The sequence below is a fragment of the Streptomyces sp. NBC_00271 genome, assembly GCF_036178845.1.
In the GTDB taxonomy this organism is placed as follows: Bacteria; Actinomycetota; Actinomycetes; order Streptomycetales; family Streptomycetaceae; genus Streptomyces.
On the sequence record NZ_CP108070.1, the window covers coordinates 4,043,526 to 4,067,454 of the forward strand.

Annotated in this window: 23 protein-coding genes; 14 read left to right on the plus strand and 9 right to left on the minus strand. The window is 72.2% G+C overall.

What is annotated here, in order from left to right:
* Nucleotides 1-120 precede the first annotated feature (120 nt).
* The 4 genes from OG798_RS18800 (at nt 121) to OG798_RS18815 (ending at nt 3,910) form a co-directional block, all read left to right on the plus strand.
* Nucleotides 121-771, plus strand: a complete 651-nt coding sequence (locus OG798_RS18800; protein WP_121418512.1) for a class I SAM-dependent methyltransferase — start codon at nt 121-123, stop codon at nt 769-771.
* 22 nt (nt 772-793) lie between these two features.
* Nucleotides 794-1,795 (plus strand): N-acetylmuramoyl-L-alanine amidase, encoded by a 1,002-nt coding sequence (locus OG798_RS18805; RefSeq protein WP_121416295.1) that lies wholly within the window; start codon nt 794-796, stop codon nt 1,793-1,795.
* Nucleotides 1,796-1,953: 158 nt separating this feature from the next.
* The gene (locus OG798_RS18810) at nt 1,954-2,772 is read left to right on the plus strand and encodes a hypothetical protein (protein WP_097226084.1); all 819 of its coding nucleotides are present in this window, start codon (nt 1,954-1,956) and stop codon (nt 2,770-2,772) included.
* A gap of 127 nt (nt 2,773-2,899) precedes the next feature.
* A complete protein-coding gene (locus OG798_RS18815; RefSeq protein WP_097226083.1) occupies nt 2,900-3,910 on the plus strand; it encodes an LLM class F420-dependent oxidoreductase in 1,011 nt (336 codons plus the stop codon).
* Nucleotides 3,911-3,920: 10 nt separating this feature from the next.
* On the opposite strand, the gene OG798_RS18820 is transcribed toward OG798_RS18815, so the two are convergent.
* A complete protein-coding gene (locus OG798_RS18820; protein ID WP_328757350.1) occupies nt 3,921-4,181 on the minus strand; it encodes a hypothetical protein in 261 nt (86 codons plus the stop codon).
* Nucleotides 4,182-4,299: 118 nt separating this feature from the next.
* A complete protein-coding gene (locus OG798_RS18825; RefSeq protein ID WP_261684425.1) occupies nt 4,300-4,878 on the minus strand; it encodes a hypothetical protein in 579 nt (192 codons plus the stop codon).
* A gap of 156 nt (nt 4,879-5,034) precedes the next feature.
* On the opposite strand from OG798_RS18825, the gene OG798_RS18830 reads away from it, so the two are divergent.
* Nucleotides 5,035-5,328, plus strand: coding sequence for a hypothetical protein (locus tag OG798_RS18830; RefSeq protein WP_075026594.1), 294 nt, complete (start codon nt 5,035-5,037; stop codon nt 5,326-5,328).
* Nucleotides 5,329-5,356: 28 nt separating this feature from the next.
* Here OG798_RS18830 and OG798_RS18835 read toward each other — a convergent pair whose 3' ends face one another.
* Genes OG798_RS18835 through OG798_RS18845 form a run of 3 tightly spaced genes read right to left on the minus strand, consistent with a single transcriptional unit; the run spans nt 5,357 to nt 8,714 of the window.
* Nucleotides 5,357-6,433: a prenyltransferase gene (locus tag OG798_RS18835; protein WP_095854952.1), complete on the minus strand. Its 1,077-nt coding sequence runs from the start codon at nt 6,431-6,433 to the stop codon at nt 5,357-5,359.
* Nucleotides 6,430-7,176: a class I SAM-dependent methyltransferase gene (locus OG798_RS18840; protein ID WP_075026596.1), complete on the minus strand. Its 747-nt coding sequence runs from the start codon at nt 7,174-7,176 to the stop codon at nt 6,430-6,432. Before OG798_RS18840 ends, OG798_RS18835 begins: the two co-directional genes overlap by 4 nt.
* On the minus strand, nt 7,170-8,714 hold the full coding sequence (locus tag OG798_RS18845) for a glycosyltransferase family 4 protein (protein WP_267061615.1): 1,545 nt from the start codon (nt 8,712-8,714) through the stop codon (nt 7,170-7,172). Before OG798_RS18845 ends, OG798_RS18840 begins: the two co-directional genes overlap by 7 nt.
* A gap of 250 nt (nt 8,715-8,964) precedes the next feature.
* Here OG798_RS18845 and OG798_RS18850 point away from each other — a divergent pair, with 250 nt between their 5' ends.
* Complete coding sequence (locus OG798_RS18850; protein ID WP_095854951.1) at nt 8,965-9,609, plus strand: TetR family transcriptional regulator; 645 nt, start codon at nt 8,965-8,967, stop codon at nt 9,607-9,609.
* Nucleotides 9,610-9,904: 295 nt separating this feature from the next.
* Here the strand turns inward: OG798_RS18850 and OG798_RS18855 are convergent, their stop codons facing one another.
* A complete protein-coding gene (locus OG798_RS18855) occupies nt 9,905-10,138 on the minus strand; it encodes a ferredoxin (RefSeq protein WP_054230941.1) in 234 nt (77 codons plus the stop codon).
* 2 nt (nt 10,139-10,140) lie between these two features.
* Nucleotides 10,141-11,598, minus strand: coding sequence for an aldehyde dehydrogenase (locus OG798_RS18860; protein ID WP_097226081.1), 1,458 nt, complete (start codon nt 11,596-11,598; stop codon nt 10,141-10,143).
* 166 nt (nt 11,599-11,764) lie between these two features.
* On the opposite strand from OG798_RS18860, the gene OG798_RS18865 reads away from it, so the two are divergent.
* Together OG798_RS18865 and OG798_RS18870 are read left to right on the plus strand one after the other, a co-directional pair.
* Entirely contained in the window at nt 11,765-12,802 is a 1,038-nt protein-coding gene (locus tag OG798_RS18865; protein WP_267061616.1) for an MBL fold metallo-hydrolase, read from the plus strand.
* 40 nt (nt 12,803-12,842) lie between these two features.
* Nucleotides 12,843-13,298: a nuclear transport factor 2 family protein gene (locus OG798_RS18870; protein WP_267061617.1), complete on the plus strand. Its 456-nt coding sequence runs from the start codon at nt 12,843-12,845 to the stop codon at nt 13,296-13,298.
* On the opposite strand, the gene OG798_RS18875 is transcribed toward OG798_RS18870, so the two are convergent.
* Nucleotides 13,277-15,370 carry an ATP-binding protein gene (locus OG798_RS18875; protein WP_328757351.1) on the minus strand — a complete coding sequence of 698 codons (2,094 nt, stop codon included), beginning with the start codon at nt 15,368-15,370 and terminating at the stop codon, nt 13,277-13,279. The two genes, OG798_RS18870 and OG798_RS18875, sit on opposite strands and share 22 nt — an antisense overlap.
* A gap of 286 nt (nt 15,371-15,656) precedes the next feature.
* Between OG798_RS18875 and OG798_RS18880 the strand changes: the two genes are divergently transcribed.
* On the plus strand, nt 15,657-16,685 hold the full coding sequence (locus OG798_RS18880; RefSeq protein WP_267061620.1) for a PP2C family protein-serine/threonine phosphatase: 1,029 nt from the start codon (nt 15,657-15,659) through the stop codon (nt 16,683-16,685).
* A 12-nt stretch (nt 16,686-16,697) separates the two neighbouring features.
* Here OG798_RS18880 and OG798_RS18885 read toward each other — a convergent pair whose 3' ends face one another.
* Nucleotides 16,698-17,864, minus strand: coding sequence for a M48 family metallopeptidase (locus OG798_RS18885; protein WP_328757352.1), 1,167 nt, complete (start codon nt 17,862-17,864; stop codon nt 16,698-16,700).
* 477 nt (nt 17,865-18,341) lie between these two features.
* On the opposite strand from OG798_RS18885, the gene OG798_RS18890 reads away from it, so the two are divergent.
* From OG798_RS18890 to OG798_RS18910, 5 genes are read left to right on the plus strand one after another with little or no spacing between them, the layout of a single operon-like run.
* Nucleotides 18,342-19,580 (plus strand): prenyltransferase/squalene oxidase repeat-containing protein, encoded by a 1,239-nt coding sequence (locus OG798_RS18890; RefSeq protein ID WP_328757353.1) that lies wholly within the window; start codon nt 18,342-18,344, stop codon nt 19,578-19,580.
* Complete coding sequence (locus OG798_RS18895) at nt 19,577-20,266, plus strand: SCO2322 family protein (RefSeq protein ID WP_095854943.1); 690 nt, start codon at nt 19,577-19,579, stop codon at nt 20,264-20,266. Before OG798_RS18890 ends, OG798_RS18895 begins: the two co-directional genes overlap by 4 nt.
* Nucleotides 20,267-20,281: 15 nt before the next feature.
* The gene (locus OG798_RS18900) at nt 20,282-21,397 is read left to right on the plus strand and encodes a CbiQ family ECF transporter T component (protein ID WP_121416286.1); all 1,116 of its coding nucleotides are present in this window, start codon (nt 20,282-20,284) and stop codon (nt 21,395-21,397) included.
* Nucleotides 21,394-23,007 (plus strand): ABC transporter ATP-binding protein, encoded by a 1,614-nt coding sequence (locus OG798_RS18905; RefSeq protein WP_328757354.1) that lies wholly within the window; start codon nt 21,394-21,396, stop codon nt 23,005-23,007. The genes OG798_RS18900 and OG798_RS18905 overlap by 4 nt, the downstream gene beginning before the upstream one ends.
* Complete coding sequence (locus OG798_RS18910) at nt 23,004-23,831, plus strand: ECF transporter S component (RefSeq protein WP_435864062.1); 828 nt, start codon at nt 23,004-23,006, stop codon at nt 23,829-23,831. Before OG798_RS18905 ends, OG798_RS18910 begins: the two co-directional genes overlap by 4 nt.
* The last annotated feature ends 98 nt before the right edge of the window (nt 23,832-23,929 follow it).

Genomic DNA, 23,929 nt, shown 5'->3' on the forward strand with positions numbered 1-23,929 from the left:
GTGTGGTGCACCATGGGGCGCTCACAGGCACGTACACCAGGCACGTGCACCCGGACCCGCACAGGCGGACGTGCGACGCTGCCGTTCGCACCCGATGGAGGACCCCCGATGCAGGACCCCATGCCCGCGGCACCCAAGCCGGAGATCCTGGCCGCCTTCGAGGCCGCGAAGGGGTTCATGCCGCTCCGTGAGGGGCTCGCGCTGTACGAGGCCGCGGTCGAGGCGGGCCGGCTCGGACTGCCCCTGCTGGAGGTCGGCACGTACTGCGGGCGCTCCACGATCCTGCTCGCGGACGCGGCGCGCGCGGCCGGGGTGACGGCGATCACCGTCGACCACCACCGGGGCAGCGAGGAGCAGCAGCCCGGGTGGGAGTACCACGACCCGGCCACGGTCGACCCCGAGATCGGCCGGATGGACACCCTTCCCACCTTCCGCCGCACCCTCCACCAGGCGGGTCTGGAGGACCAGGTCGTCGCGATGGTCGGCCGTTCGCCGCAGATTGCCGCCTTCTGGCGCACGCCCCTCGCTCTCGTCTTCATCGACGGCGGCCACACGGACGAGCACGCCTCCGGCGACTACGAGGGCTGGGCGCCGCACGTCGCCGAGGGCGGCCTCCTCCTCATCCACGACGTGTTCCCCGACCCGGCCGACGAGTTCACCGGCCAGGCCCCCTACCGCGTCTACCTCCGGGCCCTGGAGTCCGGCGCGTTCACCGAGGTCTCGGCGACCGACTCACTGCGCGTCCTGCGGCGAACGGGAGCGGGGATCTGAGAGCCCGGTTAGAGTCGCTGACGTGTCGTACGTAGGTCCTGACTTCGATCCTCCCGGCCCCCGCCGCTCCCGGCGCGGGCCGATGACGGTGGCGGTCGCCGCGCTGGTGCCGGGGGCGCTGGTGGGGTGGCTGGTGTGGCAGGCCGTGGGTGACTCGGGCGGCGGGGGCAGTACGTCCGCCACCTCGACGACCTCGGCCGGCGCACCCGGGGCTTCCTCCGCGGCACCCGGATCCGCCTCCGCCGCGGCGCGGACACCGACCGCGTCCGGGACGGACGACGGGAAGCCGCCGAGCTCGACCTTCTCCGGCCCCGCCACTCCCGCGGCCTCGGACCTGCCCGCCGCCGCGGGACCCCTCAAGGGCAAGGTCGTCGTCATCGACCCGGGCCACAACCCCGGCAACTTCCAGCACGCGGCCGACATCAACCGCAAGGTGAACATCGGCACGAACTGGAAGGAGTGCGACACGACCGGCACGTCGACCAACGCGGGTTACACGGAAGCCCGGTTCACGCTCGACGTCGCCCGCCGGCTGCGTACGCTCCTGCAACAGGAGGGCGCCACGGTGAAGTTCACCCAGGACGGCGACCGTTCCTGGGGCCCGTGCGTCGACGAGCGGGCCCGCATCGGCAACGACGCGCACGCCGACGCGGTCGTCTCCATCCACGCGGACGGCTCCGCGGCCGGCAACCGCGGCTTCCACGTCATCCTCCCCGCGTCCGTGCACTCCGGCGGCGCCGACACCCGCGCGATCGTCGCCCCCTCGCGCGATCTCGGCGAGCGCATCGCGGGCAACTTCGTCCGCGACACCGGCAGCGCGCCCTCCAACTACATCGGCGGCGGCACCGGACTCGACGTCCGCAGTGATCTCGGCGGTCTCAATCTGTCAACGGTTCCGAAGGTGTTCATCGAGTGCGGCAACATGCGCGATAGCAAGGACGCCGCGTTGCTGACCAGCGGCGCATGGCGGCAGAAGGCGGCGCGTGGGATCTCTGAGGGAATCGTGAGTTTCCTGCGCGGGTAGTGGTCGGCGGATCGAACCCGACGGACACCCTGATCGGACGGGAGATAGTGTCATCCCTACGATGAGGGGCCACCCCCGCGCTTCACACCAGGGCCTTATGGCGGCATGGTGTCAGCGACGCCTCCACCGACGACGAGACGACTGACGAAGGACCTGAAGTGAATATCCGCTCCCTCACTCGAGGCGACGGCGTGGTGATCGGAGCAGCGGTATTGCTGTTCATCGCGTCGTTCCTCGACCTTTTTTCCATCGACGGGGTCTCCAGCAGTGCCAGCATCCCCAGCGCCTGGTCGAGCGGACCGGTCCTGCTGAGCGTGGTCCTGGCCGGCATCATCGGGGCCGCGCTGGTCATCGTCTCCCACGGCCTGCCGCAGGTGCCCAAGATCGTCGGGCTCGACCTCGGCCAGTTCGGCGTCGCCTTCACGGTCTTCGCCGCATGGAGTGCGCTCGGGAACGTGGTCGACCCGATCGCCGGCAGCGACGACAGTGCCATCAGCGCCGGCACCGGCCTGATCCTCGCCTTCATCGCGACGCTGATCATGGCCGGCGCCGCGATCGCCACCCCGCTCGTCCCGGCCCTGCAGGCCGCGCTCGTCCCCGCCCCCAAGCCCGCCGCCCCCCAGCCCTACGGCGCCCAGCCGCCCGGGGGTTACGGCTACCCCGGTGCCCAGCAGCCGGGTCAGGCCTTCGGCGGTCAGCCGCAGCAGGCGCAGGCGTTCGGCGCTCAGCCCAGCCAGCCGCAGCAGGCGCCGACCCCGCAACCGCAACCGCCCGCCGGTGACTTCTCGCCGTTCTGGTTCGCCGTGCCGGTGCCGCGTCCGCTGTTCGCGGAGGACGGCTCGCAGGCGCCGATCGCCGAACTCGCGCCGGGTACCTGGTACCTGGCCGTGGAGCAGCGCGGCGCGAACCTGGTGGCGCAGACGCAGGACGGCCGTCGCGGCGTGCTGCAGGACACCTCCGGGATCCAGCGGGGCTGACCTGCCGCGTCCGCTCCCGTACGGCCTTCTGCGGCCCCTCGTCCTTCCGGGCGGGGGGCCGTTGTCGTACAGTCGGCTGGCCCGCACGTGACTGACGTACCGTCAGAACCACACACCTGGAGGGTTCATGCGGCTCGGCCTCGCACTCGGCTACTGGGGGCGCGGCCCCTCCGCGGACCATTTGCCGCTCGCCCAGGAGGCGGAGCGGCTCGGCTATCACTCCGTGTGGACCGCCGAGTCCTGGGGCTCGGACGTCTTCACCCCGCTGACCTGGATCGCCGCGCACACGACCCGTATCCGGCTCGGCACGGCCGTCGCGCAGATGGCCGCCCGCTCCCCCACCACCACCGCGATGCACGCGCTCACCCTCGACCACCTCTCGGGCGGGCGCATGATGCTCGGCCTCGGGCTGTCGGGACCACAGGTCGTGGAGGGCTGGTACGGCCGTCCGTTCCCGAAGTCGCCGCTGACCGCGACCCGTGAGTACGTCGATGTCGTACGCCAAGTCCTCAGGCGCGAAGGGCCCGTCGAGCTCGACGGCCGCTTCCACCAGCACCCCTACCGCGGCGAGGACGGCACCGGGCTCGGCAAGCCGCTGAAGCCGATCACGCATCCGCTCCGCGCCGACCTGCCGATCCTGCTCGGCGCCGAGGGGCCGAAGAACATCGCGCAGACGACCCGGATCGCGGACGGCTGGCTGCCGCTGTACTGGTCGCCGAGCCGCCCAGGAGCCTACGAGGCCGCGCTGAGCGATCTGCCCGCAGGCTTCCTCGTCGCGCCCATGGCCCATGTCCGCGTCTGCGACGACGTCGCCGAAGGGCTGCTGCCCGTGAAGGCGATGCTCGGCTTCTACATCGGCGGGATGGGGCACGCGGCGCGCAACTTCCACGCCGATCTGATGGCACGGATGGGGTACGAGGAGGAGGCCCGGCTCATCCAGGAGCTGTTCCTCGCGGGACGCCGCCAGGAAGCGGTGCTCGCCGTCCCGGACGCGTTCGCCGACGAGATCTCCCTCGTCGGACCGCGTGAACGCATCGCCGAGCGGCTGGAGTTGTGGCGCAAGGGCCCGGTGACGGACCTGCTGGCCCTGTCACCGGACCCGCACACGCTACGGGTTCTCGCCGAGCTCAACTCCTAGGGAGCGGTGTTCAGCGGAAGATGGCGATCGGGTCCAGGGTCAGTTCCCCCGTCCCGCTGATCCAGGTGCGCACCTTGCCCAGGCACCGGGCCTGGAACTCCCCGGTGTAGTAGTCCTCGTTGCGGAACTCCCCGCGCCCCTCGGACCCGGCGCAGGTGATCTTCACATGCGCGGACGGTTCCCCGCTCCCGTACCGGGCGCGCAGCACCACGTCACCGCTGTCCGTACGGTGCGCGGTGAAACGGCCGGTGGCGGAGACGAACTCCGACATGACCGCGCTCAGCGGCGCCTTCCCGGGCTCGGGCCCCTCCCGCAGGCTCTTGAATGGCCTGTCCGGTGCGGCAGTGGTGCCGCACCGGACAGGCCGGGGCTCACAGGACGGGCGGAGCTCAGCCGCCGGACAGCTGCGAGGTCGACGGCACCTTGTCGGTGACCGGGGCGCCCGCGCTCTTGCCCGCGTCCTTCACCTTGTTGATGATGTCCTCGAAGGAACCCGCGGTCGCGTCCGTCGAGTCGCCCTTGCGGAGCTTGGACGGCAGGTTCTTGAGGGACTCGATGCCGGCGCTGAGCGGGGCGAGAGCCTTGGAGAGAGTGGGGTCGCCCTCGGCGTTCCTCTTCGCGGCCTTGAGCCGGTTGTACGCGAACGTGCCGGCGAGGGCCGCCTTGACCAGGGCGAGTTTGCGGCCCTTGGCGCCCTTCTTGAACTTGCCGGCCTTCCAGGGCTTCACGATCCACTGGTAGGTGGCTCCGGCGGCCAGGCCCGCGTTCGCCACGAAGCGGGTCTTGGAGAGCTTCTGTTTCTCCACGGTGCTGCTGCTGGACGGGGTGCTGCTGGACGGGGTGGCGGCCGCCACGACGGCGGCGTTGTCCTTGGTGGCGCTGCTGCCACTGCCGCAGGCCGTGGCGCCGGCGAGCAGGGCGCAACAGACGGTGAGCGCCACGACGAGGCGCCGTATCGGTACGGGCACGGGGTCCTCCGGGGAAGGGAACGGTTCTCCCGGATTCCGGGAGACACGGCTCTTCCAGCAGGCTCACCCGAACACGGCCGCCCCGCCACTCGAGCGAGGCGTTCGGGTTCCGTCCCCCACGGGTTTCATCCACGGATACGCGGCAACCCGGAGGTCATGTCCCCTCGATATCGCAACGGTTCCAACCAAGCGGGCACGGTCATCGCGATCGTCGCCGACGTGATGGCCGTCATCCTCGGCCTCTGGATCCTGATGTACCTCCTGGACGCGAACCGGGCCAACGACCTGGTCCAGTTCGTCCACAACGTGGCGAGCTGGCTGGCCGGCTGGTCCCGCGACCTGTTCACCTTCGACCGGGCGTGGGCACGCGTGGTCGCGGGTTACGGCCTGGCCGCCGTCGTGTACCTCTTCGTCGGCCACGCCATCGCCAACCGCATGCACCGGCACTGAGCCGACCCCGCCGGGCCGCCGACAGGACCTAGCAGCACTCCGCGTCGAGGCCCAGCGGCAGGCGCTCGCCGCTGAAGACCGCGCAGGTCGCCTCGTCGCCGCCGAGCGCGGCGACGGCGAGGAGCAGCGAGCCGGCCGTCCAGCTGGTGAGCTCCTCGGGCCAGATCGTCCGGGCGTCGAAGACGTAGCCCGTCCAGTAGAGGCCCGTCTTCGGGTCGCGCAGGTGCTGGATGGACTGGAGGATCTCCAGGGCACGGTCGGACTCGCCCACGGCCCACAGCGCCAGGGCGAGTTCGGCCGACTCGCCGCCGGTCACCCACGGGTTGGGGACGACACAGCGGACGCCGAGCCCGGGGACCACGAACCGGTCCCAGCCCTCCGCTATCCGGGCCTTGGCCTCGGCGCCGGTCAACGCGCCGCCGAGCACCGGGTAGTACCAGTCCATCGAGTAGCGGTCCTTGTCGAGGAACCGCTCGGGGTGCCTGCGGATCGCGTGCCGCAGCGCGCCGACCGCCAACTCCCAGTCGGGCTGCGGCTCTTCACGCTGCTCGGCGATGGCGAGCGCGCAGCGCAGCGCGTGGTGGATGGACGAACTCCCGGTCAGCAGGCCGTCCTCGACCGCCGTGCCGTCGTCCTCGCGCTTCCAGCCGATCTGCCCGCCGGGCTGCTGGAGGCGCAGCACGAACTCCACGGCCGCGTAGACCGCGGGCCACATCCGGTCGAGGAAGGCGTCGTCGCCGGTGGCCAGGTAGTGGTGCCAGACGCCGACCGCGATGTAGGCGCAGAAGTTGGTCTCCCGGCCGCGGTCGGTGACGTCGTCCGCGTCCCCGTCGGCGTACGCCGCGTACCAGGAACCGTCCTGGTTCTGGTGCCGGGCCAGCCACTCGTACGCCCGCTCGGCCGCCTCGTGCTCCCCCGCCGCGTCCAGTGCCATGGCCGCCTCGGTGTGGTCCCACGGGTCGAGGTGGTGCCCACGGAACCACGGTATGGCGCCGTCGGGTCGCTGCACCCCGAGGACGGCCCGCACCGTGGCGGCGGCCTCCTGCGCGGTGAGGACCCCGGGCAGGACGAGGTGTTCCGTCCGGGGCGTGCGTGGAGTCGTCACGAAGCGTCCACCGCGGCGGAGTCGAGGGGCAGGTGGGGCTTGGTCGCGTACGCCACGAAGCTCTTGCCGATCAGCGGGTTCAGCGCGTTCTCGGCGACCCGGGTGGCCAGGGGCTTCTTCATGATGTCCCAGACCAGCAGCTTGTGGTACGCCCGCACGGGCAGCGCCTTGTCGTTGTCGACGCCGAACGCGCACTTCAGCCACCAGTAGGGGCTGTGCAGGGCGTGGGCGTGATGGGTGCCGTACGGCTTGAGCCCGGCCTCCTTCATCTTGCCCAGCAGTTCGTCCGCCTTGTAGATGCGGATGTGGCCGCCCTCGACCTCGTGGTACGCGTCGGACAGGGTCCAGCACACCTTCTCCGGGCCGTAGCGCGGCACGGTGATCGCTATGCGGCCGCCCGGCTTCAGCACGCGCACCATCTCGGCGAGGACGCCCTTGTCGTCCGGGATGTGCTCCATGACCTCGGAGATGATCACGACGTCGAAGGACGCGTCGGGGAAGGGCAGCGCGAGCGCATCGCCCTCCATCGCGGTCGCGGTGGCGCCGGCCGGGGCCTCGCCCGCCTCCTTCATCGCCGCGAACCACTTGGCGACCTCGCGGATCTCCTCGCCGTTCTGGTCCAGCGCGACGACCTGGGCGCCGCGCCGGTAGCACTCGAACGCGTGCCGGCCGGCACCGCATCCGAGGTCCAGTACGCGGTCGCCCGGGGCGAGCGGGAACCGGGAGAAGTCGACGGTCAGCACGTGGCCCTGCTTTCACGATCGGAGGTGGGGGTGACGCCCGTCGCCGGGCCGAAATCTACGGGGCCGTGGGTACCTACGGGGCCGGGGGTGGGCTCCGCCGTGGCGACGACGGCCGGGGTCGCGGCAGCCAGGGTGACGATCTGGTCGGCCGTGGTCTCGGCGGGAGCGGAACGGACGGGCGTGCGGGGCGCGACGGGGGTCCCCGCGCGGGGGCGAAGCCGAGCGTCGGAGAGGGCCATCGCCTCGCGGTAGTGGGCCACCGTGCCCTCGGCCGCGCGGGCCCAGGTGAAGCGGTCCAGGACCCGCGCGCGTCCGGCGGTGCCGAGCCGTGCCCCGAGTTCCGGGTCGCTCAGCACCCGGCTCAGCGCGGCGGCCAGCGCCCCCGAGTCGCCGGGCGGAACCGCGAGGCAGGTCTCGCCGTCGGGTCCGGCGACCTCCGGGATCGCCCCGCCGGTGGTGGCCACCAGCGGCGTCCCCGTGGCCATCGCCTCGGCGGCGGGCAGGGAGAACCCCTCGTACAGGGACGGCACGCAGGCGACCTCGGCGGACCGTACGAGGTCGACGAGCTCCGCGTCCGAGATGCCCTTGACGAACTCGACGGCGCGCTCGAGGCCGTACCGCTCTATGGCCTGGGCGACCGGCCCGTCCTCGGCACGCTTGCCGACGACGACGAGATGCGCGCCGGGGTGCTCGGTGCGCACCTTGGCGAGCGCCTCGACGAGGTGGATGAGCCCCTTGAGGGGCACGTCCGCGCTGGACGTGGTGACGATCCGGCCCGGCACCTGCGGCACGGACGGATCGGGCGAGAAGAGGTCGGTGTCCGCGCCGATGTGCACGACGTGGACCCGGTCCCGGGCGACGCCCAGGTGGTCGACGATCTCCTGCTGCGAGCTGCCGGAGACGGTGAGCACGGACGGCAGACGGCGCGCGACCCGCTTCTGCATGCGCGTGAAGGCGTACCAGCGGCGCACGGACGCGCGGCGCCGGCGCCCCTCGGCGGCGTCGAGCTCCAACTGGCGGTCGACGGTGATGGGGTGGTGGATGGTGGTGACCAGCGGCGCGCCGACGTCACCCAGCAGCCCGTACCCGAGCGTCTGGTTGTCGTGCACGACGTCGAAGTCCCCGCGCCGGGCACGCAGATGGCGGCGGGCGCGCAGGGAGAAGGTCAGGGGTTCGGGAAAGCCACCGGTCCACATCGTGCCGACCTCGACCGCGTCGATCCAGTCGCGGAACTCCTCACGCCTCGGGGTGCGAAAGGGGTCCGGCTGGCGGTACAGGTCGAGACTGGGCAGTTCCGTGAGGGTGAGGTTGTGGCTGAGCTCGGGGAGGTTCTCGTCCAGCACGGGATACGGCTGGGATCCGATGACCTCGACCCGGTGGCCGAGTCGGGCCAGTTCGCGCGAGAGGTGCCGTACGTACACGCCCTGACCACCGCAGAACGGGTTCCCCTTGTACGTCAGGAGCGCGATGCGCAACGGTCCGTCACCGTTGGTGGCCGCGCCCGCTCCGGGGCCCGCCTCCATGGCCTCAGCGGTCACTTACGGCCCCCTTCTCCCTGCACTTTCCCGCGAGATTACGCCGGGACGCTAATCTAGAACAAGTTTCAGACTTGATCGTTCGAGGAGCACTGAATCTACCGGCAGGTAGCGTCTCTGTGAGCAGTGGATCAGGTGATCCGCGCCACGACGGAAGCGTCGGAGCGGATGACATGACGGATGTGTTCTGACCCACGGAAGTGTCTGCCATGCTGTCTCGTCGCTCCTCCAGCTGAACCACGGAACGGGACCCATGCCTGCGGAAGTCAAGGTGGAAGCCAAGTCCGCGCGACCCGCCGCGCAGCCGGCCTCTCCCCCACTCACCGAGCGGCAGGAAGCACGCCGCCGCCGGATCCTGCACGCGAGCGCGCAGTTGGCCAGCCGGGGCGGCTTCGACGCGGTGCAGATGCGCGAGGTCGCGGAGTCCTCGCAGGTCGCCCTCGGCACGCTGTACCGCTACTTCCCCTCGAAGGTGCATCTGCTGGTCGCCACCATGCAGGACCAGTTGGAGCACATGCACGGCACCCTCCGCAAGAAGCCGCCGGCCGGGGACACGGCGGCGGAGCGGGTGGCGGAGACGCTGATGCGGGCCTTCCGCGCCCTGCAGCGCGAGCCGCACCTCGCCGACGCCATGGTCCGCGCGCTGACCTTCGCGGACCGCAGTGTGAGCCCCGAGGTCGACCAGGTGTCCCGGCAGACGACGGTGATCATCCTGGACGCGATGGGGCTGGACGATCCGAGCCCCGCCCAGCTCTCCGCGGTCCGGGTCATCGAGCACACCTGGCACTCGGCCCTGATCACCTGGCTCTCCGGCCGTGCCTCCATCGCCCAGGTCAAGATCGACATCGAGACGGTGTGCCGCCTGATCGACCTGACGGAGCCGACCGAGAAGCCCTAGGCATGCTGTCGGCGCACGAAGGCACGTGAAAACCTACGAGACGGGTTCCCTTCGCCGGCATGGTCCGGATCAGGTAATGGAGGTCGCCTTCCGGTCCGACTACTACCTTCAGGCCTCTCAGCCCGACCGTCGACGTCGGCCCCGGCGGAAGTTGCTGCCTCTCGCCAAAGTCGGCTACTCCGGTTGAACTCCCTCACTCGCCTCGTAGGCCACTACCAGCATAGAACGCCTACAGCGGAATGAAACCACCCAAAGAGGTACTTTTTTCGAGATCGCGTCGAGATCGCACCCGACCTCAGTCCTCCGGTGGAAACACCGGCTCCCCGCTGCCCAGCAGTGTGATCATGATGGCCTCCACCGGACAGCTCTCCGCCGCCTCCAGGATCTTCTCGTTGGCGTCGGTCTCGGCCTCGGCCGGATGCGACTGCATGGCGGTGTCGAGCCGGAAGGCCTCCGGGGCGCGGTGGACGCACTGGGCGGAGCCGATGCAGACGGAGCGGTCGACCTCGACCCCCCAGCGGTCGCCCATCCTCAGGCCTCCCAGCCGGCCGGCAGGTGGATCATCTTGTGCTCAAGGAACTCGCCGTACCCCTCGGGCCCGAACTCCCGCCCCAGCCCCGAGTTCTTGTAGCCGCCGAAGGGGCCGAGCATGTCGAGGCTGAAGGTGTTCACGGAGTACGTGCCGGTACGGACCTGCCGCGCGACGTCGATGCCGTGCGCAACGTCCGCCGTCCAGACGCTGCCGCTCAGCCCGTAGTCGGAGTCGTTGGCGATCTTCACGGCCTCGTCCTCGTCGCCGTACGGGAGGAGGCAGATCACCGGCCCGAAGATCTCCTCCCGGGCGATCCGCATGGAGTTGTCGACGTCTCCGAAGAGGGTCGGCTCGACGTACCAGCCCCGGTCGAGCCCGTGCGGACGGCCACCACCCGTGAGGATCTTGGCGCCTTCCTCCTGGCCGATGCGGATGTAGTCGAGGTTGCGCTGCTGCTGGCGCCTTGCGACCAGCGGGCCGACCTGGGTGGCCGGGTCCAGCGGGTCCCCGACGACCAGCGCGCCCGCCGCGGCGGCGAAGGCGTCCGCGAACTCGTCGTAGCGCGAGCGCGGCAGCAGGATCCGGGTCTGCGCGACGCACGCCTGCCCGTTGTTCATCCAGGCCGCCGAGACGATTCCGGGGACGGCGGTGGCGAGGTCCGCGTCCGGCAGGACCACGGCCGCCGACTTCCCGCCCAGTTCCAGCGTCACCCGGGTGAGGTTGCGCGAGGCGACCTCCATCACGCGCCGGCCCGCCGCGACCGATCCGGTGAAGGAGACCTTGTCGATGCCGGGGTGCCCGACCAGGTACTCGCTGACCTCGCGGTCGGCGGGCAGGATCGACAGGACACCCTCCGGCAGCCCGGCCTCCTTCGCGATCTCGCCCAGCAGATAGGCGTCCAGCGGCGATTCGGGCGACGGCTTCAGTACGACCGTGCAGCCGGTCAGCAGCGCGGGCGCGAGCTTGGCGGCCGCCACGAACTGCGGCACGTTCCACGGCACCACGGCCGCGACCACGCCCACCGGCTCGCGGCGTACGAGGATCCGCCCGAGGACGCCGTCGCGTGTCTCCTCGTACGTGAAGTTCCGCGCGACCGTGAGCGCCGCGTCCCACACCATCATCGCGCCGAGGGCCTGCGCGAGGACGCTCCAGGAGTACGGGGAGCCGTTCTCGGAGGAGATGACCCGGGCGATCTCCTCGTGCCGTACCGCGATCCCGTCCTTGATCCGGGTGATGACCTCGATCCGCTCGTCGAGGCTCATCCGGGGCCAGGGTCCTTCGTCGAAGGCCCGGCGCGCGACGGCGACCGCCCGGTCCACGTCCTCGGTCGACGCGTGCGGGACGCGTCCGATGACCTCCTCGGTGTGCGGCGAGATCACCTCGATGACGTCCTTGCCCAGGGGGTCCGTCAACTCCCCGCCTATGAACAGCTGTCCGTGCTCCACGAGCTCGGTCATGACCGACCGCCTCCCTGGTTTCTGACGCTTCATCAGATATGAGAACTGATACCAGCTCCGGTCGGCGGAGTCCACGGGCCGGACCCATGCGAGAACGGTTGGTTCGAGCACCCAATGGAATCGGTTCTAGTTATAGTGGCGAGAACACGGCGATTGGTGGGAACCGATGACGCAGGTGACCGATCACGGCGGGGGCGTACGGTCGATCAGGGTCCCCATCCCGGACAACCCGCTCGGCACGACGCTGGTCCATCTCGTCGACACCGACCTGGGCCCCGTGCTGATCGACACCGGCTGGGACGACCCGGCCTCCTGGGACGCCCTCGCCGCCGGGCTCACCGCCTGCGGCGTCTCCGTCGCCGAGGTGCACGGCGTGGTCATCACCCACCACCACCCCGACCACCACGGTCTGTCGGGCAAGGTGCGGGAGGCCTCCGGGGCGTGGATCGCGATGCACGCGCTGGACACCGCGATCGTGCGGCGGACCCGGGAGAACCGGCCCGATCGCTGGTTCTCCTACATGGCGGACAAGTTGGCGTCCTCCGGCGCCCCCGAGGAGCACGTGGCCCTGCTGCGCGCGGCCCGCACGGCCCGGCTCTCCACCGGTCTGCCCGCCTTCGCCCCCGCGCTCCCCGACCGTGAGATCGTGCCCGGCGAGCTCCTCGACCTGGCGGGCCGCCGCCTGCGCGCGATCTGGACCCCGGGCCACACGCCCGGCCACGTCTGCCTCCACCTGGAGGAGACCCACCCGGCCGCTCTCCCCGGCAACGGCCGCCTCTTCTCCGGCGACCACCTGCTCCCGAGGATCACCCCGCACATCGGTCTGTACGAGGATCCCGACGACGCCACCGTCGCCGATCCCCTCGGCGACTATCTGGACGCCCTGGAGCGCGTCGGCCGGCTGAACCCGGCCGAGGTGCTTCCGGCCCACCAGCACGCCTTCACCGACGCGCCCGGCCGCGTACGGGAGTTGCTCGCACACCACGAGGACCGGCTCACCGGCCTGCTCGCCCTCCTGTCGACCCCGCTCACCTCCTGGCAGCTCGCCGAGCGCATGGAGTGGAACCGCCCGTGGGACCAGATCCCCTTCGCCTCCCGCAACATCGCGGTGTCGGAGGCCGAGGCCCATGTGCGCCGCCTGGTGAAACTGGGCCGGGCGGAGGCGGTGACGGGGAGCGATCCGGTGACGTACGTGGCGTTGTAATACGTTGGAGACGGCAAGCCCGGAGCTGATAGCAACAGCTATGAACCCTCTCGACCGACTTCTCGCCGAGCGCGCCTGCGAGCGTCTCGTCCTCGACTTCGTGCACCGTCTCGACCTCGGTGAACCCGCCTCCGTCGCCGAGCTGTTCACCGAGGACGGCGTCTGGCGGTGGCCGGAGGGTGATCGGCACGTCGAGGGGCGTGGGGCCCTGCGCGCGTACTTCGGCGCGCGACCCGCGGACCGGCTCTCGCGCCGCATGATGGCGAACGTCCTGGTCACCGTGGACTCACCGACCGAGGCGCGGGCCACCTCGTACTTCACCACCTACCGGGTCGACGGCCACACCGGCGGCATGGTCCCGGCCGGACCTCCCGTGCAGATCGGCCACTACGAGGACACCTTCCGCAGGGTCGACGGGACATGGCTGCTCTCGACCCGCACCCTGTTCCTGCCCTTCGGCGGCCCCACCCCCCGTCAGCGCCCCTCCGCCGCATAGTCGAGCCCCTCCTCGTACGGCATCCCGAAACCCTCCTCGTACGCCGTGCGGTAGGCGCTGTCGCCGATCTCGGCGCGGATGCGCAGTTCGTGGGAACGGCGGGTGGCGAGGAGGTCGGGCGAGTCCATCTGGGCCCGGCCGGTGAGTTCCCAGACGCGTGCGCCGATGCCGAGGAGGCGGGCGGCACGCAGGCCGTCGCCGGCCGCGACGACCGCGGCGGCCAGGACGTCCAGGGCCATGGCCGCGCCGACGGTGTTGTGCAGCAGGCCGTGCCCGGCGAGCGCGGTGCGGGCGTTGTCGACGGCGGCGCGGACCTCACCGCGGGCCAGGTCCGTCTGGGCGACGATCCCGTCGGCGAAGGCGCCCGCCCACGACTCCCCGCACTCCACGCTGGCCTCGCGCACCTCCTCGGCCACCGTCCGCGCCCGGTCGTGGTCGCCGCGCAGCAGGTGCGAGAAGGACAGCGCCACCCGGACCTGGAGCTGGGCGGCCCCGAACCCGTCCTGCCTGATGGGCAGTCGGGGCGTGGCGGACAGGACGTCGATCGCTTCGCCCAGCCGGCCGCTCAGCGCGAGCTGACCCCCGGTGAGATACGCGGCGGCCACCACGGCCACCGGGTCGGCCTGGGTGTCCGCCGCGTCCGTGCACCGCTCCGCCCACTCCGCCGCGACCTCCAGGTCGCCCTGGAGCAGCGCCACCGCGCCGCGTGCCCACAAGGCGCGGGTGCGGTCGGGTCCGGGCGGCGGGTCGGCGGCGAGCGCGAGGTCCAGACAGTGCTGGGCGTCACGCAGAGAGCCGCAGTGCCGCCACAGGAAGCCGAGGTCGGCCGCCATCCCCAGGGCGATCCGGCGGTCGGGGTCGGTGAGCGCGCAGTCCATCGCGGCGCGCAGGTTGGCGTGTTCGGTGAGGGTGCGTTCGCACCAGGCGACCTGCCGTCCGGTGTTCCACTCGGTCCATCCCTGGCGGACCAGCCGCCGGAAGTGGTCGCGGTGGCGCAGCCGTACGGCGTGTTCCTCGCCGAGGGCGCGCAGCCAGTCGGCGCCGAACTCCTGGACGGTGTCGAGGAGTCGGAAGCGGGCCGGGTCGGTGCGGTGGCGCTGCACGATGGACTGCTCGACGAGCCGGGCGAGCAGTGCGGCGATCCGCCCGGCGGGCAGCGGGCCGCCCGCGCAGATCTCCTCGGCGGCGCCCACGCAGAAGCCGCCCGCGAACACCGAGAGCCGGGCCCACAGCAGCCGCTCCAGCGGTGCGCACAGTTCGTGGCTCCAGCCGATCGCCGTGCGCAGTGTCTGGTGGCGTGGCGGTCCGGCGCCGTCGCGCGGGGCGCTGAGCAGGTCGAGCCGGGACGGCAGGCGTTCGCCGAGTCGGCCGTGGAGCTGGGCCAGGGACAGTTCGAAGAGGCGGGCGGCGGCGAGTTCGAGGGCGAGCGGGATGCCGTCGAGGCGGCGGCAGACGGCCTCCACGGTGGGGCGGTTGGTGTCGTCGAGGGTGAACCCGGTGAGGGCGGCGCGGTCGGCGAACAGGGTGACCGCGTCGTCGGCGACCGGCAGCGGGTCCAGGGGCAGTACGAGTTCGCCGGGCAGTCCGAGCGGTTCGCGGCTGGTGACGAGGACACGCAGGCCGGGGAGGGCGGGCAGCAGGGTCTCGACGAGTGCGGTGCAGTCCGCGAGGACGTGTTCGCAGGAGTCGAGCACGAGCAACAGCCGTTTGCCGTCGGCCCATGCGGCCACCACCTCGGTGACGGGGCCGGTGGACTGGTCGGTGAGCCGCAGCGCCTCCACGACGGCGAGGCCGACCAGGCCCGCGGTGTGCAGGGGGGAGAGTTCCACCAGCCAGACGCCGTCGGGATAGGCCTCCTGGACCCGGCCCAGGGCGCGCAGGGCGAGCCGGGTCTTGCCGACTCCGCCGACGCCGACGACGCTCAGGAGCCGGTGTATGCCCACCGAGGGGTTCAACTCCGTCTCCAGCCAGCGGAGTTCCTCCCGCCGTCCGACGAAGCTGTGCGTCTCGGGCGGCAGATTGCCGGCGCCGCCGCCGGTCGGATGCGTCGGCTCGGTCGTCTTGTCGGACACGACGACCAGTCTGGACGGATCACCACCGGCTCCGGCGGCTGTCCGACGACTCGGACAGAAGAGCGTCGGCACCTCGACAGTTCCGGGCACCTTTCGACGAGATGCGATCAACTCCCTGTTGGTGAGGGTGCGGAGGTCGCTGTTCGGAGATCGTCGGGTGATGGGCACGAGAGAGCAGGGGCAGCGAGATCGCCGAGAACTCCAAGAACATCAAGGCCATCAAGAACACCAAGGACACCGAGGACATCAAGAACAGCGGGATCGGCCGGAGCGGCGGGAACGCCGGATGCTGCTCGCGCCGCTCGTCACCTGTCTGCTGATCGCCGTGCCGGATCTGCTCTTCGACCGGGTACCGCCGCTCATCACCCTGCTGCTCATCGGCCCGCTGCTGGCCTGCGCCCGGCTCGGCGTCCGGCACACCGTGCTGGTGTGCTGCTGGTCGGCGGTCCTGGGCCTGGCCATGGGGATCGGGAACGACGCGGTGCCGAGCACCGGCTTCGGCATCCGCTGGGGCGGACTCCTCGTCGGCTGCGCGCTCACCGTGTACGCGGCCCGGCAGCGCGACCGCCTCCACGACCGGCTGGCGCGCGCCCACGAGGTGGCCCGGGTCACCCAGACGGCGATCCTGCGGCCCATCTCCCGTACCTTCGACGGCACCCGGGTCTGTACCCGGTACCACAGCGCCTCCCACGAATCGGCCGTCGGCGGCGATCTGTACGACGTCGCGGTGACGCCGTACGGCCTGCGGGTCCTCGTCGGCGACGTACGGGGCCACGGCGTCGAGGCACTCCGGCTGAGCGCCGACACCCTCACGGCCTTCCGTGAACTCGCCTACACCTCGCCCGACCTGACGACCCTCACCGCCGAACTCGACGCCCTCCTCACCCCCGAACTGGGCCCCGAGGACTTCGTCACCGCGGTGCTCGCCGAGTTCGCGCCCGGCGAGGTGCGGCTCGTCAACTGCGGCCATCCGCCCCCGCTGCGCTCCGGCCGGCGCATCGAACTCCTCGAACCCCTCGTCCCCACGCCGCCGTTGGGCCTCGGTCCCGATCCGCGCCAGTACCGCGTACGGCTCCAGCCCGGCGACCGGCTGCTCCTCTACACCGACGGCCTCACCGAGGCCCGTGACGCGGAGGGCGCCCCGTTCCCCCTCCTCGGCGAGGCGGCGCTCGCCCTGCGCGAGGCGCTCCCCGACGATGCCCTGCGAGCCCTGCACACCCGCCTGCTCGCCCACACCGGCACCGCCCTCGCCGACGATCTCGCCCTGGTCCTGTGCCAGCCCACGGAGGCAACGGTTCCGGCGCCCGTGCCGTGACGGACGCATCTCCTACCGGGCGAGTACCTGGCGGGCGAGGCGGGCTCGGGACGGGGCCAGTTCGGTGTCGAGGGTGTGCTGTCGCTCGTCGTCCGTGACCACCGCGGCGGCCACGGCGGGCCTGGCGAGCAGGCAGGCCCGGCGCAGGTGGGTCGGTGGGTGGGTCGAGTCGACGCTGTGTCCGCGCAGGATTCCGGCCCGGCGCTGGCGCTCGTACTCGTGCGCGGGGATCGAGTCCACGTGAGCGGCCAGCTGGTCCCACAGATCGCGCCACGGCTCGCGACGCTCCGCGTCCTGGGTCCGGATCACCTGGCCTGCGTTGGACATGCGCAGGAGCAGGGTCTCCGCCGAGTCGGTCACCAGGAGGCGGTCCATGAGTGCCACGGCGGCTTCGGTGGAACCGGCGCGGGCCGCGGCGGCGTCGGCCAGGTACTCGGCGCGTTGTGTCGCGCGCATCGTCAGCTGGTCGAGCAGCATCAGCAGGCCCTGGGCGGCTCCGTAGGGCAGCAGATAGAGCACGTTGAGCGCCATCTCGGGGACGGTGGGGTGAGAGATCGGGCGCATCAGATAGCGCCACGTGGCGAGGGACTGGAGCGCGTTGGCGATGATCAGTCCGTGCCGGGTGTCCCCGTTGGCGTAGTGACCGAGTTCGTGTCCGAGCAGCGCGATCCGCTGTTGCGGGGTGGTGATCTCCCAGAGCCCGAGCCCGATGGTCAGCAGGCGGCGTCGGCGCACTCCGTAGGTGGTCACGCTCGCGTTGACGTCGGTCGTCAGGGCGATGGCGTGGACCCCGGTCGTACCGACGACGGAGGCGATCTCGTCGACCAGGGCGAACAGCTCGGGCGCCTCGGCCCGGTGCAGCACGGGCGCGTCGTCCGGCAGCCGTCCGAAGCGGGGCCGAAGGAGCCAGGCCAGCAGGAGAAGGATCACTCCCACCACCGGCAGAGCGGTTCCCCAGCCGAGTGTCACCAGCAGGATGCCCGTGCCGAGCAGGGCGATCGTGGCACCGTGGATGGCCAGCGCGACGGCGTACGCCAGGACACCGGCCGTATCGCGGCGCGGACGCGGCGCGCCGTCGGCCGACACCTCGGCCAGCAGTGCCTCCCCGTGCTGCCGGGCCAGCGACCGCCGCAGCCCCTCCAGCCGCCCCGGTCTCTCTTCCGGCTCGCCGGGATCCACGTTCCATCCGCAGGCCGCACACCACGCCGTGAATCGCGGGTCGGTGCGCACCTCAGTGCTGCATTCCGGGCACGACTGAGCTCTCTCGTCCACAGTGCCGCGCATCTTCGTGTCCCCCCTGGACTCCAAGTCCCCCCGGGGACCGGCGAATTCCGACGTGTTCGAACGGAGCACATCGCGAGCGCAGCATAGGCCCGCGAGGGGGCGCTCACAGCCGCTCCTCAGGCGATTGCTACGGGCCGGTACAGTGAGCAGGTCGTCATCACACCCGTACGCGGAGAAGCCGGTGCAATTCCGGCGCTGACCCGCAACCGTGAGCCACCCGCAGGGGTGGCGAGCCGGATCGCCTCGTGCGGGACGTGACCGGCTCGTGCCGCCGGCAGCCCGCCGGTGGCCGGCACCGTCGAGGGATACGGGGCCGGAGCCGCTCGGGGCCAAGCCTGCGCCCGGTGCTGCCCGGCTTCCGCAGGGAGAGTCATGATTGTTCGCCGCAGCGCCGCGGTACTGGCCGCCACCGTAGTGATCGGTACGGCCCTGGCCCCGGCCGCCGTGGCCGAGGGCGCCTCGCCCTCGCCCGCCCCGGCGATACCCTCCGGCCTCTACGGCACCTCCGACCCCACCTACGACGGCGTCTGGCGGCAGTCCCTCGCGCTGCTCGCCCAGCACACCGTCGGTGTGAAGCCCGCGACGAAGGCCGTGGACTGGCTGGCCGGGCAGCAGTGCGCGAACGGGGCGTTCGCGGCGTACCGTGCCGACGCGTCGGCGAAGTGCGACGCCAAGACGATGGTCGACACCAACAGCACCTCGGCGGCCGTGCAGGCCCTCGCCGCGCTCGGCGGCCACGACGGCGAGACGGGCAAGGCCGTCGCCTGGCTGAAGTCCGCGCAGAACAAGGACGGCGGCTGGGGCTACACGGCGGGCGGCGCGAGCGACGCGAACTCCACGTCCGTGGTGATCGGGGCGCTGGCGGCGGTGGGCACCAAACCGGCGGACGTCTCCAAGGACGGCAAGTCGCCGTACGACGCCCTCGTGAAGCTGTCGATCCCGTGCGGCGGGGCCGACGGGGGCGCGTTCGCCTACCAGCCGGACAAGAAGGGCAAGCTCGCGGCCAACGCGGACGCGACGGCGGCGGCCGTGGTCGGAGCCCTGGGCAAGGGCCTCGCCGGTGAGCCCCTGAAGCCCGTGGCCGACCCCCTCTCCTGCAAGGCCGCCGACAGGCCCGAGCAGGCGGCCCAGAACGGTGCCGCGTACCTCGTCAAGGCGCTCGCCAAGGACCAGCACCTCACCTCGGTGATGCCCGGCGCCAAGAACCAGCCCGACTACGGCAACACGGCGGACGCGGTCGTCGCGCTCGCGACCGCCGGGCACGGCGACAAGGCGGCCGACGCGATGCGCTGGCTGGAGACCCACTCCGCGCAGTGGGCCGCGCAGGCCGGCCCCGCCGCGTACGCGCAGCTCGTCCTCGCCGCCGACGCGGCGACGTTCGACCCGCGCGACTTCGGCGGCCAGGACCTCGTCAAGCAGCTCAACGCCACCGGCCCCGCGCCCGCGTCCCTCCCGGCCGAGCCCAAGGCCTCCGCGTCCGCGTCCGCCGAGGAAGCCGCGAAGAAGGACGACAGCGGCGTCAGCGTCTGGTGGATCATCGGCGTCGGTCTCGTCGGCGGCATCGGCATCGGCTTCCTGATCAGCGCCCGCAACAAGAAGCAGCAGCCGTGAGCCGCCGTCGGACGTGCGCGCTGGTCCTGTCCCTGCTCCTGCTCGTACTCGGCGGCGCGGGACAGGCCCGGGCCGTCGGCTACCGCTACTGGTCGTTCTGGGACCTGACCGGCGGGAAGTGGACGTACGCGACACAGGGCCCGTCGACCGCGCGACCGTCCGACGGCGACGTACAGGGCTTCCGTTTCGCGGTGAGCGCGGACTCGCAGGACGCCTCCAAGCCGCGCGGCCACGCCGACTTCGCGTCCATCTGCGCGAAGACGCCCGCCCAGGCGGGCCACAAGCGGGTGGCCCTCGTCATCGACTCCGGCACGACCGCGGACGCCCCGGGCGGCGAGACTCCGCCCGCACCACGGACGGTCTGCGCCCGCGTCCCCGCCGACGCGACCACGGCCGAGGCCCTCGCGACGGTCGCCAAACCTCTCCGCTACGACACCAACGCCCTCCTGTGCGCCATCGCGGGCTACCCCGGGACGGGCTGCGGCGAGCAGGTCGCGACGTCGCGCACCGCGCCTCCCCCCACCGCGAAAGCCGACGCCGACGCCAAGGGCAACGGCAAGGACAACGCCGACGCCACGTCCGAGCCGGCCCGGCACGGCCCGTCGCTGGGCCTGCTCGCGGGAGTCGTCGCGGTCGCCGCGCTCGGCGGGGCGGCAGTCTGGCAGACCCGCCGCCGCCGGCCCTGAGTACGGCGACCGACGATGACCCGCGCACCGAAGGCACACCGTTCCAACGCCCTCCCCCCAGGAGCCTGGTGGATCTGGGCCCTGGGCCTGGGCACCGCCGCCTCCCGCACCACCAACCCCCTCCTGCTCGCCCTCCTCATAGCCGTGGCCGGTTACGTGGTGGCCGCCCGCCGGACCGACGCCCCCTGGGCCCGCTCCTACACCGCGTTCGTCAAACTCGGCATCGCCGTCCTCGGCATCCGGCTGGCGTTCGCCGTCTTCCTCGGCTCCCCCATCCCCGGCACCCACCTCCTCGTCACCCTCCCCGAACTCCCCCTCCCCCACTGGGCCCAGGGCATCCGAGTCGGCGGCCGGGTCACCGCCGAGGGCCTGCTCTTCGCGCTGTACGACGGCCTGAAACTGGCCACGCTCCTCATCTGCGTCGGCGCGGCGAACGCCCTCGCGAACCCTGCACGGCTGCTGAAGTCGCTCCCGGGCGCCCTGTACGAGGCGGGCGTCGCGGTGGTCGTCGCGCTCACCTTCGCGCCGAACCTGATCGCGGACGGCCGGCGGCTGCGCGCCGCCCGCCGTCTGCGCGGCCGCCCCGACCGTGGGCTGCGCGGCCTGCTGCACGTCGGGCTCCCGGTCCTGGAGGGCGCGTTGGAGCGTTCGGTCGCCCTCGCGGCGGCGATGGACGCCCGCGGCTACGGCCGCACCGCCGAGGTGGCGCCCGCCGTCCGCCGTACGACCACCGTTCTGACGCTGGGCGGTCTGCTCGGCGTCTGCGCGGGCACGTACGGAGTGCTGACCGCCGAGGGCGGTACCTACGGCCTGCCCGTGCTGCTCGCCGGAGTGGCCGCGGCGCTCGGCGGGCTGTGGCTGGGCGGGCGCCGCTCGGTCCGCACGCGCTACCGCCCGGACGTGTGGGGCGTTCGGGCCTGGCTGGTGACGGGCTCCGGAGTCGCGGTCGCCGCCGGACTGATCGTCTCCGCCGCGTACGACGCCGCGGCGCTGAGCCCCGGTGTCCTCCCGCTGACCGCCCCCGCCCTGCCCCTCTGGCCCGCGGCGGCGATCCTGCTCGGCCTGCTCCCCGCCTTCGTCGCCCCGACACCTCACTCGCGGGAACCCTCCACCCTCAAGGACCCCTCATGATCCGCTTCGAGGATGTCTCCGTGACGTACGACGGAGCTGTCGAACCCACCGTCCAGGGCGTGGACTTCGAGGTCCCGGAGGGTGAACTCGTCCTGCTGGTGGGGCCCTCGGGCGTCGGCAAGTCGACCGTGCTCGGCGCGGTGTCCGGTCTCGTGCCGCACTTCACGGGCGGCACCCTGCGCGGCCGGGTCACGGTCGCCGGACGGGACACCCGCACCCACAAACCGCGTGAGCTCGCGGACGTGGTCGGCACGGTGGGCCAGGACCCGCTGTCCCACTTCGTGACGGACACGGTCGAGGACGAACTCGCCTACGGCATGGAGTCGTTGGGCCTCGCTCCGGCCGTGATGCGCCGCCGCGTCGAGGAGACCCTGGACCTGCTGGGCCTGGCGGACCTCCGCGACCGCCCGATCGCCACGCTCTCCGGCGGCCAGCAGCAGCGCGTCGCCATCGGCTCGGTCCTGACCCCCCACCCACGGGTCCTGGTCCTCGACGAGCCCACCTCGGCCCTGGACCCGGCCGCCGCCGAGGAGGTCCTCGCCGTCCTGCAACGCCTCGTCCACGACCTCGGCACGACCGTCCTCATGGCCGAACACCGCCTCGAACGCGTCATCCAGTACGCCGACCAGGTCGCCCTGCTCCCGTCCCCGGGCGCCGCGCCGATACTCGGTACCCCGTCCGAGATCATGGCCGTCTCCCCGGTGTACCCGCCGGTGGTGGACCTGGGCCGACTGGCCGACTGGTCCCCGCTCCCCCTCACGGTGCGCGACGCGCGGCGCAGGGCGGGGGTCCTGCGGGAGCGGCTCACGGAACTCGTCCCCGAGCCGAGGACCCCGCGGGCGTCGGTTCCACAGGCGACGGCCCCGGCCTCGATCGAAGCGCTCGCCGTCCGCCACGGCCGCGTCGAGGCGCTCCGGCGCGTCGACCTCACCACCGCCCCCGGCGAGATCATCGCGCTGATGGGCCGCAACGGGGTCGGGAAGTCCACCCTGCTCGGCACGCTGGTCGGGCTGGTCGCACCGGCGGCCGGTTCGGTCCTGGTCGGGGGCGCGGTCCCGCACCGGACGGCACCACGGGACCTCGTACGCCGGGTGGGTCTCGTACCGCAGGAACCGCGCGACCTGCTGTACGCCGACACGGTCGCCGCCGAGTGCGCGGCGGCCGACGAGGACGCGGGGGCCGAGCCCGGTACCTGCCGGGCCCTGGTGTCCGAGCTGCTGCCGGACATCGGGGACGACACCCACCCCCGTGACCTGTCGGAGGGGCAGCGGCTGGCGCTCGCGCTGGCCGTCGTCCTGACGGCCCGCCCCCCGCTCCTGCTCCTCGACGAACCGACCCGCGGCCTGGACTACGCGGCGAAGGCCCGTCTGGTCACGGTCCTGCGCGGCCTGGCCGCCGAGGATCACGCGATCGTCCTGGCCACCCACGACGTGGAACTCGCCGCCGAACTCGCGCACCGTGTCGTCGTCCTCGCGGACGGCGAGATCGTCGCCGACGGCCCCACGGCCGAGGTGGTCGTCGCCTCCCCGTCCTTCGCCCCGCAGGTCACGAAGGTGCTCGCGCCGCAGCCGTGGCTCACGGTCACCCAGGTCAGGGAGGCCCTCGCATGACGCCGATGGAAGGCCGGCCCCGGACCAGAGCCGTCCGCCTCGGCCCTCGCTCCCTCGCCGCCCTCTGCCTCGTGAGCGCCGTCGGGGTCGCCGGGTTCGGCTGGCCGCTCTTCGCCGATCCCAGCTCGCAGGTCGCCGCGCACGCGCAGGACGCGCCCTGGCTGTTCGCGGGGCTGCTGGTGCTGCTCGTCGCCGTCGTCATGGCGACGATCTCCGAGTCCGGGCTCGGCCCTAAGGCGGTGGCCATGCTCGGAGTGCTGGCCGCGACCGGCGCCGCGCTGCGGCCGATCGGCGCCGGGACGGCCGGGATCGAGCCGATGTTCTTCCTGATGGTGCTGAGCGGCCGGGTGCTCGGACCGGGGTTCGGGTTCGTGCTCGGGTCCGTGACCATGTTCTCCTCCGCGCTGCTCACGGGCGGGGTGGGTCCGTGGCTGCCGTTCCAGATGCTCGCGATGGGCTGGTTCACGATGGGCGCCGGGCTGTTGCCGGGCCCCGACCGGCTGCGCGGGCGCGGGGAACTCGCCCTGCTCGCGGCGTACGGGTTCTGCGCCGCGTTCGCGTACGGCACGGTCATGAACCTGGCCGGCTGGCCCTTCATGGGCGCGCTGGCCTCGAACGTCGCCTTCGACCCGCATGCCGACGTGACCGCCAACCTGGCCCGTTTCCTCGCCTACTGCCTGGCCACCTCCCTCGGCTGGGACCTGGGCCGGGCCGTCGTCACCGTCGTCCTGACCCTCGCGCTCGGCGCGACCCTCCTCAAGGCGCTGCGCCGGGCGACGCGGCGGGCCGCCTTTGAGACCCCGGTCACCTTCGAACCCCGGTGACGTGCGACCCAGGTCACACCACACGGACGCGCCCCGTAGTCACCCGCACACCTTCCGCCAGTCGCGACGTGAAGCAGCCCATAGGACCCACGTCACAT

Excerpts from the sequence above, each read along its gene's own strand:
- OG798_RS18800 (WP_121418512.1), top strand. The coding sequence starts at position 121 with ATGCCCGCGGCACCCAAGCCGGAGATCCTGGCCGCCTTCGAGGCCGCG.
- OG798_RS18815 (WP_097226083.1), top strand. The coding sequence starts at position 2,900 with ATGCGGCTCGGCCTCGCACTCGGCTACTGGGGGCGCGGCCCCTCCGCG.
- OG798_RS18820 (WP_328757350.1), bottom strand. The coding sequence starts at position 4,181 with ATGTCGGAGTTCGTCTCCGCCACCGGCCGTTTCACCGCGCACCGTACG.
- OG798_RS18830 (WP_075026594.1), top strand. The coding sequence starts at position 5,035 with ATGTCCCCTCGATATCGCAACGGTTCCAACCAAGCGGGCACGGTCATC.
- OG798_RS18850 (WP_095854951.1), top strand. The coding sequence starts at position 8,965 with ATGCCTGCGGAAGTCAAGGTGGAAGCCAAGTCCGCGCGACCCGCCGCG.
- OG798_RS18855 (WP_054230941.1), bottom strand. The coding sequence starts at position 10,138 with ATGGGCGACCGCTGGGGGGTCGAGGTCGACCGCTCCGTCTGCATCGGC.
- OG798_RS18860 (WP_097226081.1), bottom strand. The coding sequence starts at position 11,598 with ATGACCGAGCTCGTGGAGCACGGACAGCTGTTCATAGGCGGGGAGTTG.
- OG798_RS18865 (WP_267061616.1), top strand. The coding sequence starts at position 11,765 with ATGACGCAGGTGACCGATCACGGCGGGGGCGTACGGTCGATCAGGGTC.
- OG798_RS18870 (WP_267061617.1), top strand. The coding sequence starts at position 12,843 with ATGAACCCTCTCGACCGACTTCTCGCCGAGCGCGCCTGCGAGCGTCTC.
- OG798_RS18880 (WP_267061620.1), top strand. The coding sequence starts at position 15,657 with ATGCTGCTCGCGCCGCTCGTCACCTGTCTGCTGATCGCCGTGCCGGAT.
- OG798_RS18890 (WP_328757353.1), top strand. The coding sequence starts at position 18,342 with ATGATTGTTCGCCGCAGCGCCGCGGTACTGGCCGCCACCGTAGTGATC.
- OG798_RS18900 (WP_121416286.1), top strand. The coding sequence starts at position 20,282 with ATGACCCGCGCACCGAAGGCACACCGTTCCAACGCCCTCCCCCCAGGA.
- OG798_RS18905 (WP_328757354.1), top strand. The coding sequence starts at position 21,394 with ATGATCCGCTTCGAGGATGTCTCCGTGACGTACGACGGAGCTGTCGAA.
- OG798_RS18910 (WP_435864062.1), top strand. The coding sequence starts at position 23,004 with ATGACGCCGATGGAAGGCCGGCCCCGGACCAGAGCCGTCCGCCTCGGC.